General features: G+C 29.1%; 10 protein-coding genes. 1 reads left to right on the forward strand and 9 read right to left on the reverse strand.

The window, feature by feature from the left end; genetic code table 11:
- Positions 1–12: 12 nt before the first annotated feature.
- The 6 genes from VKY41_RS05405 to VKY41_RS05430 form a co-directional block, all read right to left on the reverse strand.
- Positions 13–1410: a UDP-glucose 6-dehydrogenase gene (locus VKY41_RS05405; RefSeq protein WP_500813416.1), complete on the reverse strand. Its 1398-nt coding sequence runs from the start codon at positions 1408–1410 to the stop codon at positions 13–15.
- Between the two features lie 1950 nt (positions 1411–3360).
- A complete protein-coding gene (locus VKY41_RS05410) occupies positions 3361–4092 on the reverse strand; it encodes a WecB/TagA/CpsF family glycosyltransferase (protein ID WP_500813417.1) in 732 nt (243 codons plus the stop codon).
- A gap of 3 nt (positions 4093–4095) precedes the next feature.
- On the reverse strand, positions 4096–5226 hold the full coding sequence (locus VKY41_RS05415) for a glycosyltransferase (RefSeq protein WP_500813418.1): 1131 nt from the start codon (positions 5224–5226) through the stop codon (positions 4096–4098).
- Complete coding sequence (locus VKY41_RS05420) at positions 5201–6484, reverse strand: O-antigen ligase family protein (RefSeq protein WP_500813419.1); 1284 nt, start codon at positions 6482–6484, stop codon at positions 5201–5203. Before VKY41_RS05420 ends, VKY41_RS05415 begins: the two co-directional genes overlap by 26 nt.
- Positions 6468–7451: a hypothetical protein gene (locus VKY41_RS05425; protein ID WP_500813420.1), complete on the reverse strand. Its 984-nt coding sequence runs from the start codon at positions 7449–7451 to the stop codon at positions 6468–6470. The genes VKY41_RS05420 and VKY41_RS05425 overlap by 17 nt, the downstream gene beginning before the upstream one ends.
- Before the next feature lie 305 nt (positions 7452–7756).
- Entirely contained in the window at positions 7757–9997 is a 2241-nt protein-coding gene (locus tag VKY41_RS05430; protein WP_500813421.1) for a polysaccharide pyruvyl transferase family protein, read from the reverse strand.
- A 266-nt stretch (positions 9998–10263) separates the two neighbouring features.
- On the opposite strand from VKY41_RS05430, the gene VKY41_RS05435 reads away from it, so the two are divergent.
- Positions 10264–10755: a hypothetical protein gene (locus VKY41_RS05435; protein WP_500813422.1), complete on the forward strand. Its 492-nt coding sequence runs from the start codon at positions 10264–10266 to the stop codon at positions 10753–10755.
- Between the two features lie 11 nt (positions 10756–10766).
- Here the strand turns inward: VKY41_RS05435 and VKY41_RS05440 are convergent, their stop codons facing one another.
- Genes VKY41_RS05440 through gmd form a run of 3 tightly spaced genes read right to left on the reverse strand, consistent with a single transcriptional unit; the run spans position 10767 to position 14231 of the window.
- Positions 10767–12041, reverse strand: a complete 1275-nt coding sequence (locus tag VKY41_RS05440; protein ID WP_500813423.1) for a flippase — start codon at positions 12039–12041, stop codon at positions 10767–10769.
- Positions 12042–12061: 20 nt separating this feature from the next.
- Complete coding sequence (locus tag VKY41_RS05445; protein ID WP_500813424.1) at positions 12062–13120, reverse strand: GDP-L-fucose synthase family protein; 1059 nt, start codon at positions 13118–13120, stop codon at positions 12062–12064.
- Complete coding sequence (gmd, locus tag VKY41_RS05450) at positions 13113–14231, reverse strand: GDP-mannose 4,6-dehydratase (RefSeq protein ID WP_500813425.1); 1119 nt, start codon at positions 14229–14231, stop codon at positions 13113–13115. Before gmd ends, VKY41_RS05445 begins: the two co-directional genes overlap by 8 nt.
- Positions 14232–14540 lie beyond the last annotated feature (309 nt).

Here is a 14540-nt window from a genome sequence, read left to right on the forward strand (position 1 = left end):
ATTATATATCGTCTAGTTGCCAGTACCTATTTTATAATATACAAACCCAATATCTTCTAAATCCGTTTTGTTTAGAATTCCTCTCCCGTCAAAGATAAAAGCGGGTTTTTGCATACTCTTGTAAATTTTATTCCAATCGTAAGTTTTAAACTCGTCCCACTCCGTTAACACAGCAATAGCGTGTGCGTTCTCACAGGCTTCATAAGGGTTCTTTTTTACTTTTAAAAGTTTTCTATTTTCCTCTGTGTCTCTAGTATTTAAAAACTCTAAATCTAAATAAATTCGTTCTTCCACGACCTTTGGATCAAAAACTGCTATTTCAGCTTGCTCATTTAGTAAATTATCCGCCACTCCTATTGCAGCAGATTCTCGCGTATCATTCGTGTCTTTTTTAAATGCCCATCCTAAAAAAGCAATCTTTTTACCAGATACTGTATTGTAGAGTGTTCTTACAATATTATCTGAAAACCGTTGTTTTTGATGCTCATTCATTAGTATAACTTGTTCCCAATAATCTGCAACTTCATTTAAGCCATAGCTTTTTGCAATATATACAAGGTTCAATATATCTTTTTGAAAGCAAGAACCTCCAAAGCCAACAGATGCTTTTAAAAATTTTGGTCCAATTCTACTATCCATACCAATAGCTTTGGCAACTTCATTTACATCCGCTCCTGTTTTCTCACAAAGTTCGGACATCGCATTAATTGAAGATACACGTTGTGCTAAAAATGCATTTGCTGTAAGTTTAGATAATTCCGATGACCATACATTGGTAGTTAAAATTCGTTCTTTTGGCACCCAATTTGCATAAATGTCGACCAGTACTTGAATGGCTTTTTCACCTTCAGGAGTTGTATCGCCACCAATAAGAACTCTATCCGGATTTAAAAGATCTTTAACAGCAGTACCTTCTGCTAAAAACTCAGGATTTGATAAAATTTGAAATGCCACATTATTTCCTGTGTTATCCAAAATACTTTTTATTGCAGAAGCTGTTCTCACTGGTAGTGTTGACTTTTCAACTATAATTTTATCCTGTTTGGCAACTTTTGCTATTTGGCGTGCGCATAATTCAATATATTTTAAATCGGCAGCCATACCTTTGCCTTTTCCATAAGTTTTGGTAGGCGTGTTTACCGAAATAAAAATCATTTCAGCTTCATCTATGGCCTTATCAACATCGGTTGAAAAGAATAGGTTTCTGCCTCTAGCTTCTTTAACAATGTTATCTAAACCTGGCTCGAAAATTGGTAATTTATTTAAATCTTCATTATTCCATGCATTAATTCGTTCTTCATTAATGTCTACTACAGTGATTCTTAAATGTGGACATTTTTGAGCAATTACTGCCATGGTTGGTCCGCCAACATAACCAGCTCCAATACAGCAGATATTTTTAATTTTCATGTTTTATTCATTTATATACTCTAAACCGAAATATTTATTTACAAAAACAAAATATAGTATTTAATTGATTTCAAGTAATAGCAAATATAGAAGAAACCTACTATACTCCCATTAAATTCTTAAAATATGTTTAGTTTAAAGCTTTCGTTATAATGTTTAATTTGTTAACCAATGATTTTATTGCATAAAACAATATGAAAAATTATATAATTAGATTCAAACTTATTTTTACTGTTTTACCTCATATCCTGTATTTTCATATAAGATTCAAGCAGACTAATTAACTCTTGGTTTGAATTTCTTTAGTGTTTAATTACTTCACTTTCCTGAAGTAATAAGACTGGATTAGCTTTATTGATAAAGAAAATAAGCATTAGACATACCGCTCACTCAACTCACCCATTAGTAATCTATAACTTTGATACGTTATACTTATAAATTAGAATAGCTTTTGGTTAGGGAATTAACCCAAACAAAGAATACCATAAAAATAGCTCTTTACATAGAATTGGGGGTTACCTTATGAATAAGTTGAGGAATTGGCATTTTAAATGAGATAACTGAGGTAGGTTACTTTTTGGGGATGGGAATGAGATGGTTTGGATGTTAATATAAAAAGTGAAAGAATTTAAATGGGTTATATTATGTTTTTGAATTATATTTTTTAGTAGCTCCGCGAATGAACGGACGATAAATAGGTAACATATTCATGGTTTGTATTCAGTTTTATATTGACTTCCTTCTGAAATAAAATACCCACTTATTAGAACAAATAATATTGGTTGATTAGGGTCAGATAGAAATCCGCTCGAGAAAAAAGTGGTTAAGCCAATGGAAATCAATACAAATAAATAAAACTTATTATAATTTGTAAATTGATAAAGTGTTTTAAAAAAAAACCAAAACGCAAAAATCCCGATGATACCAAAGAAAATATATAAATCAAAAATTCCAAATTCGATTCTGTATTCAGGAAATATAGGACCCCCAAACACAAAATTAGGTAATGTCCATGATTCCAAAATAAGGTTATTGTATGATTTTAACAACAGTTGATCTCTAAATGAGGTTATACTAGTTATTAATCCATCTTCATTATAGATATTTACAAAAATTTTAAATTTCGAAAAGAAAAATGCTTTTATTTTTGCAAAAAACAGACTTACCAGAACCAAAATGATAGTCAGTACTAAATAAAATTTAAACTTTTTATAAAGTTTAAATTTAAAAATATGATATAAAAGTAAAATGACAAGGAAAAAATAAATTTTTTTAGTTCCAATTAGGAAAGAAATTAGAAGTGTAAATATGAACGGAATACAGCTTTTAAACTTAAAAAATACTTGATAATAAAAAAAAAGTAAAAATAGTATAAAATAGTAACTAGCTTGATTACTTGTGTTATACAACCCCATAAATCCAAAGCGCTGTTCATTTGTATAAGTTTTAAAAATATCAATATTGAAAAATAAGCCCAATAATATAAAACCAATGTTAAATATAAATAAAACAGTAAAAAACTGTAGGTGATGAGATTTATAATTAGAAGAGGTGATTAAGGGTAAAAACAATATTAGTGTTAGTGGCCAAAAATAATATCTACTTAAGTACAACAGGTTTCCTTTAAGAATATTTATTAAGCTCAAATTGGAATTAAGCAAAATTTGACCAAGAAAAAAAACCACCAATAGTAATACAGATAAGACAATGAACTTTCTAATTATTTTAAATTTAATATACTCCTTAATGTAAATACCTAAAAATATAAAATAAGTTAGCATAACAATAGTTTTGGAAACCGCTGTATACCTTACAAAGTCCAAATGAAAAAAAATCGCGAATTTTCTTAAAACATCTCCTAAAAGAAACGTAATTAGTGTTAGATATAATAAGTTACTCGTTTTTTTTAGGAAAATTAAACTCATGATTTAATAAAAAATAGATAATTTATTAATTACGAACCCATGTTTTGAAAAATAAAAATATAAATTTAGAATTGGTATAAAAATAACGTTTTGCCATTCTTTTAGGTTCTTGTATTAATCGGTATAACCATTCAAATCCACATTTTTGAACAAAAAAGGGAGCTCTTTTAACATCTCCCACGAATGTAGGAAGCGCACCACCTATTCCAAATAGAATAGATTTTATCTGAAGGTAATGGTCGTACATCCATTTTTCCTGTTTAGGGCATCCTAAAGCAACAAAAACCACGTCCGTTTCAGTATCATTTAATTTTTTAATATATTTTTCATTTTCCCATGCTTTATTAAAAGGAGGCGAAATCAAAGCTGTTACGACAATATTAGGATAACAATGTTTAATCTTATCTTTAAATTTACTTAAAACTGTATCCGTTGATCCAACAACCGCTATTCTATATTTTCTTTCTTCACATGTATCCAAAAAATCTGGCAAAAAATCCATTCCAGCTATTCTTGGTTGATTTATTTTATATAAAATATTAAAACTTTTGGCTATAGGAAAACCGTCTGGAAAGGCGAAGGTAGCACTATTTACAACTTTAGCAAACTCACTATTGTCATAAGCCTCAATAAGCATATGTACGTTAGAAAAACACACATATGAGCTTGTTTTATTTTCAATTAAATTTATAATTTTTTTTTCGTAAAAATCCTTACTCCCCTCATTAATATCAATACTAATTATTCTCTTCTTCATAATTTATTTCAAATTGGAATAAATATCATTAAGATTTTCAAAATTCTTCTGATGTGTGTATAATTCATTATATTTTTTTCGGGCATTTATACCATACTGTTCAGTGTTTTTGTTCGAAAATTCTAAAACGATTTTTATTAAATCCTCTGAATTGTTTGGGATAAATGTTTCTCCATTATACCCAGAAATTACAATATCATTAATATTATCAATATTTGATGCTAAAACAGGTGTTCCCGTAGAAAAAGCTTCAATTAAGGTATTAGGTAGACCCTCATACCAAATTGAAGGGAAAATTAAAGCTTTAACTTTATTTAACTGGTTTTTAATAAACATTTTATTCTGTTTACCATGAAACTTAATGTTTTGTTTGGCCTCATTTTTTAAGGTATACAACAGGTCTCCTTCGCCAATTACATCAAGCTGTATATCAGGCATTTTATTAAAGGCATCTATTAAAGTTTCCACCCCTTTTTCCTTGGATAAGCGACCAATAAATAAATACCTATTTTCCCTAATAATCCCATTAACATCGAATAAGTCATCTGTGCTATTTGGCTTTACAATTATGTTTTCGTCGTTTATATTCAAACTTGAATCTGTAATTAATTTTTTTATAAAGGGCGTAAGTACAATAAATTTATCAATGTTATTCGTCCATGTTTTAGTCATGTTATTATATCCAATAAATGACGCTAATAATGCACTTTTTATATAAGAATCTTGAAAACATTTATGTTTTATACCATGATAAGGTAGAGAAATATTTTTACATTTAGTGCAAACTTTAGAGTCTCTTAAAAAAAGTGCGCCAGGGCATAAAAGTCTGTAGTTATGAAGCGTCATAACTACAGGTATATTTCTTTTTTTAGCCGCTTTTAATACACTTGGCGAGGCAGTGTAAAAAATATTGTGGACATGAATAATATCTGGATTTAATTGGTCTATTTTATTTAGGGTTATTTGAAACGCCTCCTTGTTGTTGAACAGTTTTAAAGCTGAAATTTTATCGTTACTAAAAAATAGTTGATTTACTTCAAAGCCCTTATCTATAAGTAATTTATATTCATTGTCAACCACAACATCTTCGCCACCGTAATGCCTGTATTTATTGTGTATTTGAAGTATTTTCATAAGTTTGAGTACTATATATAAATAATAAAATTGTAAAAAATGAATACACTCTTATTCCCATGTCTCTTTCTAAAAGTGATTCTGTTAGACCTGAAACTAAAAACAAAAGAATAAAAATACAATGGATATAGTTACCTTTTAGGAATGAGGTATAAAAAATATAAAACAAGCTAAACAAATATAAGGATAAACCTATTAATCCAACCGTAACAGCAATTTGCAATATATCATTATGTGCATTATAGGTCTGCGCATTAAGTGCAGTTGTTTGTGTACATTTCAAATACGAGGTGTTTAGTTCCTTTTGAGTGTCGCCCACGCCTGTTCCAATTATTGGTTTTTTTTTGAAAGCAATATAACCATACTCCCAAATAAGTTTTCTTACGGAAACACCTCCCCAACGCTTGTTAATATTATATTGGTTTTCATAATTTATTGCTTCTTTAATCTTTTCTTGTAAGGGAGGGTTAAAATAAATACTAGATATGATTATTGTTAATACTGCAGAAATAAGTATAGTTAGTTTTACAAATAATTTATTTTTCAGTAGATAAACTAACGGATAACCTATAATAAACAGAGTGCTAAGCAACAAAGAATTTCGGCTACCAAGTAAAACTAGAGTAAAAAATAACACCAATATTTGTAGGGTTACTAAACTAAAAAAGCGAAATTTTTTAGTTATAAAAACAAGTGAGTGTAAAATAAAAAAAATGGCGATTGTAATATATAGCGATAAATATAATTTGTGATAAGAAATAAAGGCTTCTGCCAAATTTTGATCGGATGTACAGTGGAGCAAAATATTATATTCGTAATCATAGCAATTATATACGGCTAATACAATAGATGTTAAACAAACAAAGGTTACTGCATAGGCAAATACTTTTATTGAATGAAGAATCGTGCTTTTACTAATACTATACCTAAAAGTAAAGATAAAAAAACTTAAAATTAGTATGGGTGATTTTTTATATACCTGAATAAACCCATTTTCAAGATCCGTAGAATAAAATAAACTTATAGCATAAAGAAAAAATAAAATAGAAAAAATAAAAATCCAAAAAATATTGAAAATTAGATTTCCTGAAAATAATTTTCGAGTTTTAACAGAATATGTAATGAGAAAGAAGAGCATAACTCCCAAAATTATATTTGCTATAGCATGCCCTAACGGTAATACCAGCGCGTATAAAACAATTAAATTGTTGATTGTTTTATTAGAATAAATAACATTGGGTTTAAGCAATTTTAACATTTCTAGACTCTAAAGATTTATATATTATAATTATTAGAAAAATGAACTCTGGGTATTCAAAATAGTTTTCGGTAAGAAGATTTAAAACAAGAAAAACAAATATAAACTGAATGAAAAACTTATAGTCCTCATTACTAGATTTTAATCGTTTAAAACTATTCCAAAGTAAAAAACCTATTAGGAGCGTTTGTAAAACACCATACTCTACTAGTAATGCTAAAATTGAAGAAAATGGTTCATTTCTAGTTCCATCATTGTACTGAAAAGTTATATTATTATTCCATAAAGGATAGACATGATAATTTGCATAAAAGGGTCTATTTTTAATCTTTTTAAATAAACTATTTCTAGTATACTCTCCATTTAATAAAAATGAAACTCGCGAATTATAAGTCCCTGGAGATACACCAAACAAAAAAACCACAGGATTAGCTAAAACTCTAATTCCCCCTTCATAAGCCATAATTTTTCGTGGTGTCTTTACTGTTTTAAACACTTTTACGTCTTTTAACTCACTTTCATAAGGAATTTTATTATTTATGGCATATTTAGCTCTAGAAATATTTTCATTCATATAGGAGAATGCTGTAGGGTCAAGTTTTGTAGTTATAAATATAATTAGCCATAAAGATATGGGCAATAAAATTAAATACTTGAGATACTTTTTGTTTAAACTACTTAAAAATATAATACCTAAAGCGCCTATAAACAATAAGTTTCCTAAACCATAAAAGCACATAAAACCACAGACTAAAAAAAACACAGCTTTTTTATAGTTGGCTTTGGTAAAATAAAATATGGTGTAAATAAAGTTTATTAAACTAAAGGTGTGCATGCTTAACCCACTCCTACCATAGAGCCCATTAAAACCATCATCTAATATACCAACACCGGTTATGTAAACATATATAAAATTTAAAAATGCCGTTATATTCACTATTATTAATACTATTGATGAAATGCTCATCCATAAATCTAATGAAAAAAAGTGCCTATTGGGTTTTGAAAGCAAAACCAAAATAGGTAAATACATTAAAAGAATAGAAAATATGTTATTAATAAAAAACGTTTCATAAAATAATAAATTTACACCTAGACCAACTAGCATCAAAAGCAATGAAACCAATAAGTTTTTTGTTAATTTTAACTTGAATAAGTAAATTAAAACTATTAAAAAGAAAGGGGCAACAAGGATTAAAAACCCTCGCAAAAAAGTAAATAACATTACTGCAACAAAGAATAAGAAAATTTTTTTTCCCAAGAATTTTTCTTTTAATTATTTTTAGTAAAATCTATAATCTTATTGACATCAACTGATAGAATATTACTATAATTTTTATCTTGAAAAGACTCAAATAGCCCGCCAACTTTACCTAATTCTCCTGCTGTATAATCTAATCCATAAACTGGAATATTCAAACTCTTCAAAAATATACAGGCATGAAACCTCATACATAATCCGTAATCAAAATTCTTCAAGAAGTTAATCATATCTCGTGCATGCAACTCTCTATTAAAAACAAAGTAATTATCAATTCCTTTAGAATCGCATAAATCTTTAATATTCAGGGCTGGTTCCATATCAGAGAAACCGTAATGATCCGTATTAAAAGGAACAGAAACAACAGCAAAGTTTTTGGGTAGTTTTTCTAGTACACTAATTATTTTGTCATTTATTATATTATGTAACTCGTCTATGGAATAATCTGACTTATTGTACTTAGCCCACATGGGTCTCAAGTTTAATAAAAAAAGTTTTTCAAAACCCTTTTCTTTTATTTTTTCAATAAACTCGTTAGATTTATGAGCGTTCCAATTCCATTCTTGCTTGATTGTAAAGTTTTGATATAAATAATCAAAAGCAGGATCTCTATTTACATCGTGTTTGATTTCGGATAATTGGCTATACTCATCTCGCATTTCCACATAGCTGGCACTTTTTAGTACTTTTAAAGCTAACCTTTTTGAATATTGCGTTTTAAATGGTCCCCAGCCACAACCTACAACCTCAAAATTTAAATTTTTGTCCTTAAAAGCTTTTATGGTTGTATAATGCTCTAATAAATCTATAGGCATTTCCATAATGGGACCGCCTGCCCATACTAGTAAATCATTTTCTCCCGCTATTACATTTTTTAACTCTACAGAATTTAATGTTCTCATGTTGGTAGGTTGCTCAAAGTCTAAACCTTTTACCCAAAATTGGGTTCGGTCTGTACGTTTACTGTATACAATGAATTCATCAATTTTCTTATATCGTTGTTGTAACCTTAAAATAACACCGCCCAAAATTGCAGAGTCTCCAACGTGTTCCCCACCATAAGCACCAATAATATGAACTCTCCTACCCTTTGATTGACTATTATTAATTACAACATTTTTGTTAGATATATTTAAAATACTTTTAATGTTACTTAACCCAAATGATGTTGCCTTTCCTATAAAATCTAAAAAGGCAAGTTTTGCGGATAACTCTTCTTTTATTAAAGTTATTGGATTCCACGATCCAGACTGGTCATGTATACATTTAGGACATTTATTTGTAATAAGATCATCTAATAATTTAATACTTTCTTCCTTAAAGTAAATATCAAAAGGAGCTTCTTTCCTACAATCGCCCAAAACGTTATTATCAATAGAGCAATGAAACATTTCACCATGAGCAGAAATTAAAATGCCATTGTTTTGAAAATGACATGGAGCTTTTCTATCTGAATTACTAATTAATCTTTTTGATAAGTCTTTATAAAATAATTTACGGGCAGGATTTCTTGTAATGTTTTTTAAACTATTCGACCTTAAGAAATCTGCAAAGAATGAGTTCTCTGGATTAGCTGTATAAAACTCATCGGTTATATCTTTATTGTAAAGTCTTTCAATAGTTGTTGCTTTTCTAAAAACAACATCAATATCATTTTGCTTTGCATAATGCAAAATTTCGTTTATACCATAAATATTATGTTTGGATATGGTACTCTGAATCTGGAGTTTAATGTTGTTTGCTTTAACTATCTTTATAGTATCTAGTACTTTTTTCCAGCCATTTTCAACACGCCTTACCTCTTCATGCAACTCACCTATACCATCAACACTTACATTAAGACTAAAGTTAATTTGCTTTTCATCACACATCTCCTTTATTATAGGCAAAAGCCTATTCCATTTTGTGGGGTGAAAGCCATGTGTTGTAATTGATAAACTCTCTAATCCTTTAATGGAAGTAGTGATAGATTTAATGCAATCTATAAGGTCCTTTCTTAATGTAGGTTCTCCACCCGAAATACCTAAATGCTTTGTATTTTTAAAAAGTTTATCTGAAAATAAGTTTTCAATCTCAATAGGTGTTAATTCATTTTCAGATTTATCCTTCCACACATTACACATACGACATTTTGAATTACAATTGTCTGTGATGGGAAAATTAACATGGGTGGGTAAAATATATTTTGACTTACCAAAACCTGGATTAATATAATACTGATATGAGTACTTTAGGGCTTTTTTGAAAGGCATTTCTAAATAAAATTTAGGTACAAAGGTAAAACAATAATTACTTAAAAACGTGTGCTTGTTTGTAATAATGTTTTAGATTGAAACATCTTACGAACTCCTTTGTTTATATCCAATTATGTAACATTATAACCGAAAAACTTCTGGTTCTGATTAGAAACCAAAATTAGGCTATACTTTATTTTTTAAAAAAAATATTTTTTATCATATTACATTATAATATGAAATTATAATCCTATATATTCGTTAAACTAGTTAATAAGAATACCATGAAAAATATCTTTTTGAATATCTTTTTAATAACATTTGTACTGTTTACATCTTGCAAGGACAAGACTAAAACCATCCCTATAAATGGGAGCTCAACTAGTGAAGTGATTTTAAAACAAGAAATTAATATAGACTATGCCCCTATTTATTTAAGCCCAAAAGCCAAACCAATTATTTCTAATTGGAAAGAATATATTGATGTGCAAAAAAAAGTATATGATTTAAAAAACACAGATACAGTGAAACTGAATGAGCAGTTAGATGAGCTGGATGATTTAATTAGTAAACTATTGAATTCCCAATTCCCTACAAAATTACAAACTCATTTATTTGAGAGAAAATTATATCTTTTAGGTGAGTCTGTTTCAGATTTAAGAAATTTATTGGGTAAAGAAAACATATCGATTGATGATATTAAAAAACGTGTTTTTAAAATCATTGAAGATTATAGTTCCTCCAAAAATCAAATTAATGCTATTTATGGAGGCTAGGGCAACAAAACCTATTTAGTTAGATAATAGATTGATAGAATTTGTTTTTTTATTAATGATCGCGTGTCTTTAAATAAAAGGTTTGAAAAGAAAGACGATACCGAGTACGAAATCAATGTAGCCCAAGCAGCTCCCATGATACCATATTTTGGTATAAGTATAAAATTAAGAGCAATATTCGTTATTAAACCCATTAATTCTCGTTTAAAAATAATGTCTTGTCTATTTATTTTTAATAAATATTTGCTACTTGTAACTAATAAAGTCATTAAAATAATAGTCCAGGCATGAGCTTTTAATACTTGAGAAGCCTGCTTATATTCAGTCCCATATACGATTTCAATTATAGTGTCAGAAAATGTTGTAATGAATAACACGCATAACACAGCAATGGTTAACGCTAATGCAAACATTTTATTAAGTAGCTTATCTACTTCAAATTTAGATAATGCTTTTATTATTTTCGGAAAAAAAACATTAGAGATTATCACTGGAATAGCATATAAAAACTCTGAAATTCTTGACGAGGCTGCATAAATACCAACATCCTCATTATTTGTAAAGGAGGCAATAAAAAGCTGATCAATTTTAAGGTATAAAGTTGTTGTTATTGCGGCTAACATTAATGGAAATCCCTCCTTAAGAAGCGAAGGTGCTATTTTTTTTCTGAAATATGTGGATGGTAAGTTTAATTTGTGATCTTCTCGGATTTTGATTATTACAAAAAATAAAAGATATTCCAATAATGTAAATAAAGCAAAATAAACAACATCTAGCCCCTTTTCAATTGCTATAAGTTTTAAAACAAAGAAAAATGTCAAGGAAATATTTCTTGCAATAACTGTTTTCTTATTTCGTAAGTTAGCTTCGTTTTTTTGAATATATATATTGGAGTTTAATACAATTTGCGAGCTAAACAATAAAATAATTACTAAAAGTAAATCATTGGTAAAATTAATGTTCAGTATGACATAACTAATAAAAAGAATTATAGCTGTAATAACACCAGTAAATAACCTTAAATAGAATGAAATTGATAATATTTTATCTGATATAAGTGGGTTTTTTTCTAACCGCTTTACTATAATGTAATTTAGGCCTAATGATGCAACAGCTGGCAATATAGAGCCAAATGAAACTATGTAATTCCATATACCAAAAACTTCCGCGCCAAAATAAGTTGCCATTTTGGCATAAATGTATAATGTAAGTATGGCTCCATAGCCCTTGTCTAAAAAAAGCCAAAAGATGTTAGTAAAAACAGGATCTTTAATTAGCTTCTTCATTAAGCCTACGAATTACGCATTTATGATATTTTTGCTTTTGAAGTATACCAGTGATACATTTCCTTAATACCTTGAGTTAACTCAACACTATGTTTCCATCCTAAATCATTTAATTTAGATACATCTGTTAGTTTTCTCATTGTTCCATCAGGTTTATCTGAATTAAATACCAAGTTCCCGTTATAACCAATGATTTCTTGTATAGTTTCTGCCAATTCTTTAATCGAAATATCTTTACCTGTTCCAATGTTAATATGAGTATTTCTAATTTCCTCTGCCTCTTTATTATAAGTGTCAGAAAAATCTCTGTTTTCCATTAAAAATACACAAGCATCAGCCATATCTTTACTCCATAAAAATTCTCTTTTAGGCTTTCCAGAACCCCAAATTTCTACGCTGTTAGTAGATACGCCAAATTGTTTCAAATAAGCTTTAGCTTCTTGTATAGTGCTTAAGTTTAAATCACTTGTAACCTCGTTGTATTTACCTTCAGACAATAGTTTAGACAAATGAATTTTTCTAATAAGAGCTGGTAACACATGTGATTTTTCTAAATCAAAATTATCATTTGGACCATATAAATTAGTTGGCATTACCGAAATAAAATTAGTGCCATACTGCAAATTATAACTTTCGCACATTTTAATACCCGCAATTTTTGCAATAGCGTAGGGTTCATTTGTATATTCTAATGTATCTGTTAATAAATACTCTTCGCGCATGGGTTGTGGCGAATTTTTAGGATAAATACAAGTGCTCCCCAAAAACATAAGTTTTTTTACACTATTTACATAACTTTCATGAATCACATTATTTTGAATCATCATGTTTTCATAAATAAATTCTGCGCGATAAACGTTATTGGCAACTATTCCTCCAACTTTTGCAGCCGCTAAAAACACATATTCAGGTTTTTCTTCTGAAAAAAAATTAGCAACATCAACTTGGTTTGTTAAATCTAATTCTTTGTGAGTACGCGTTATAATGTTAGAATACCCTTTATTCTTAAGGTTTTCTAAAATAGCACTTCCCACCAAGCCTCTGTGACCTGCAATATAAATTTTAGAATCTTTATTCAAAATAATTTTTAATTTTATACCCTCCGTCTTTTAAATACTGTTGTTTCCCCATTAATTTTAAGTCACTGGTCATCATATCTTCAACTAAACCAGCCAAATCATATTCAGGAACCCAACCTAATTTTTCTTTAGCTTTTGTTGCATCACCTATCAACAATTCAACTTCAGTTGGTCTATAATACTTTTCATCTACAGAAACTACTTCTTTTCCAATCTCTAATTGATATTCTGGATTATTACAAGCCTTAACATACCCCTTCTCATTTGAACCCTCACCTTTAAACTCTAACTCAATACCAACATGCGTAAAACACATTTTAATAAAGTCCCTAACGGATGTTGTCTTTCCTGTCGCAATTACCCAATCTTCAGCTTCCTCAGCTTGAAGAATCATCCACATCATTCTTATATAATCTTTAGCGTGGCCCCAATCCCTTTGAGCATCAAGATTTCCTAGGTATATTTTATCCTGTAATCCCATTGCAATTTTAGAAGTAGCTCTCGTAATTTTTCTTGTAACAAAAGTTTCACCTCGAATTGGTGATTCATGATTAAATAAAATTCCATTACAAGCAAAAATCCCATACGCTTCTCTATAATTAACTGTAATCCAATAAGCGTACATTTTTGCCACAGCATAAGGACTTCTAGGATAAAAGGGTGTGGTTTCTGTTTGTGGTACTTCTTGCACTTTTCCATACAATTCAGAAGTTGAAGCCTGATATACCCTTGTTTTCTTTTCTAGCCCTAAAAGTCTAACTGCTTCAAGAACTCTTAACGTCCCTATTCCATCCGCATTTGCAGTATATTCAGGCATTTCAAAGGAAACATGTACATGACTCATAGCAGCCAAATTATAAATTTCGTCTGGTTGAACCTCTTGAATAATTCTGGTTAAATTGGTGCTATCAGTTAAGTCACCATAATGAAGAAAATATCTTTGATTTTCAACATGAGGATCCTGATATAAATGATCTATTCTATCTGTATTAAACAGAGATGACCTCCGTTTAACACCATGAACTTCATAGCCTTTTTTTAATAGGAACTCACTCAAATAAGCTCCATCTTGTCCTGTTACCCCTGTAATTAGTGCAACTTTTTTTTGCATAATTAATAAAATTTGTTGCAAAAGTATGCATTTGATTTATTCTAAACTCATTTAATTCAATAAGAAATACATTTATCCCTAATTTGTTGCACTTCGTAATTTTAATTAGGTTAGAAATAATTTTATTTGTTTCTAGAATATTACACATCTAAATTAGTATAATATCGTTGTAGACAACTATACTATGATATTTTAAATCCACTCTAAAGGCTCACTCTTTTTTACAGGTGAGAAATATATGATTTTAAAACTAATTTTTCATTGGTTATTAAAGTAATGTTTACGGTGAACTATCCACTGTGTTTTATA

The sequence above is a fragment of the Xanthomarina sp. genome, assembly GCF_035306605.1.
Lineage (GTDB): Bacteria > Bacteroidota > Bacteroidia > Flavobacteriales > Flavobacteriaceae > Xanthomarina.

Bases quoted from the DNA above. Each gene is read 5' to 3' on its own strand.
- VKY41_RS05405 (WP_500813416.1), bottom strand. From the start codon at position 1,410: ATGAAAATTAAAAATATCTGCTGTATTGGAGCTGGTTATGTTGGCGGA.
- VKY41_RS05410 (WP_500813417.1), bottom strand. From the start codon at position 4,092: ATGAAGAAGAGAATAATTAGTATTGATATTAATGAGGGGAGTAAGGAT.
- VKY41_RS05415 (WP_500813418.1), bottom strand. From the start codon at position 5,226: ATGAAAATACTTCAAATACACAATAAATACAGGCATTACGGTGGCGAA.
- VKY41_RS05420 (WP_500813419.1), bottom strand. From the start codon at position 6,484: ATGTTAAAATTGCTTAAACCCAATGTTATTTATTCTAATAAAACAATC.
- VKY41_RS05425 (WP_500813420.1), bottom strand. From the start codon at position 7,451: ATGAGCATTTCATCAATAGTATTAATAATAGTGAATATAACGGCATTT.
- VKY41_RS05430 (WP_500813421.1), bottom strand. From the start codon at position 9,997: ATGCCTTTCAAAAAAGCCCTAAAGTACTCATATCAGTATTATATTAAT.
- VKY41_RS05435 (WP_500813422.1), top strand. From the start codon at position 10,264: ATGAAAAATATCTTTTTGAATATCTTTTTAATAACATTTGTACTGTTT.
- VKY41_RS05440 (WP_500813423.1), bottom strand. From the start codon at position 12,041: ATGAAGAAGCTAATTAAAGATCCTGTTTTTACTAACATCTTTTGGCTT.
- gmd (WP_500813425.1), bottom strand. From the start codon at position 14,231: ATGCAAAAAAAAGTTGCACTAATTACAGGGGTAACAGGACAAGATGGA.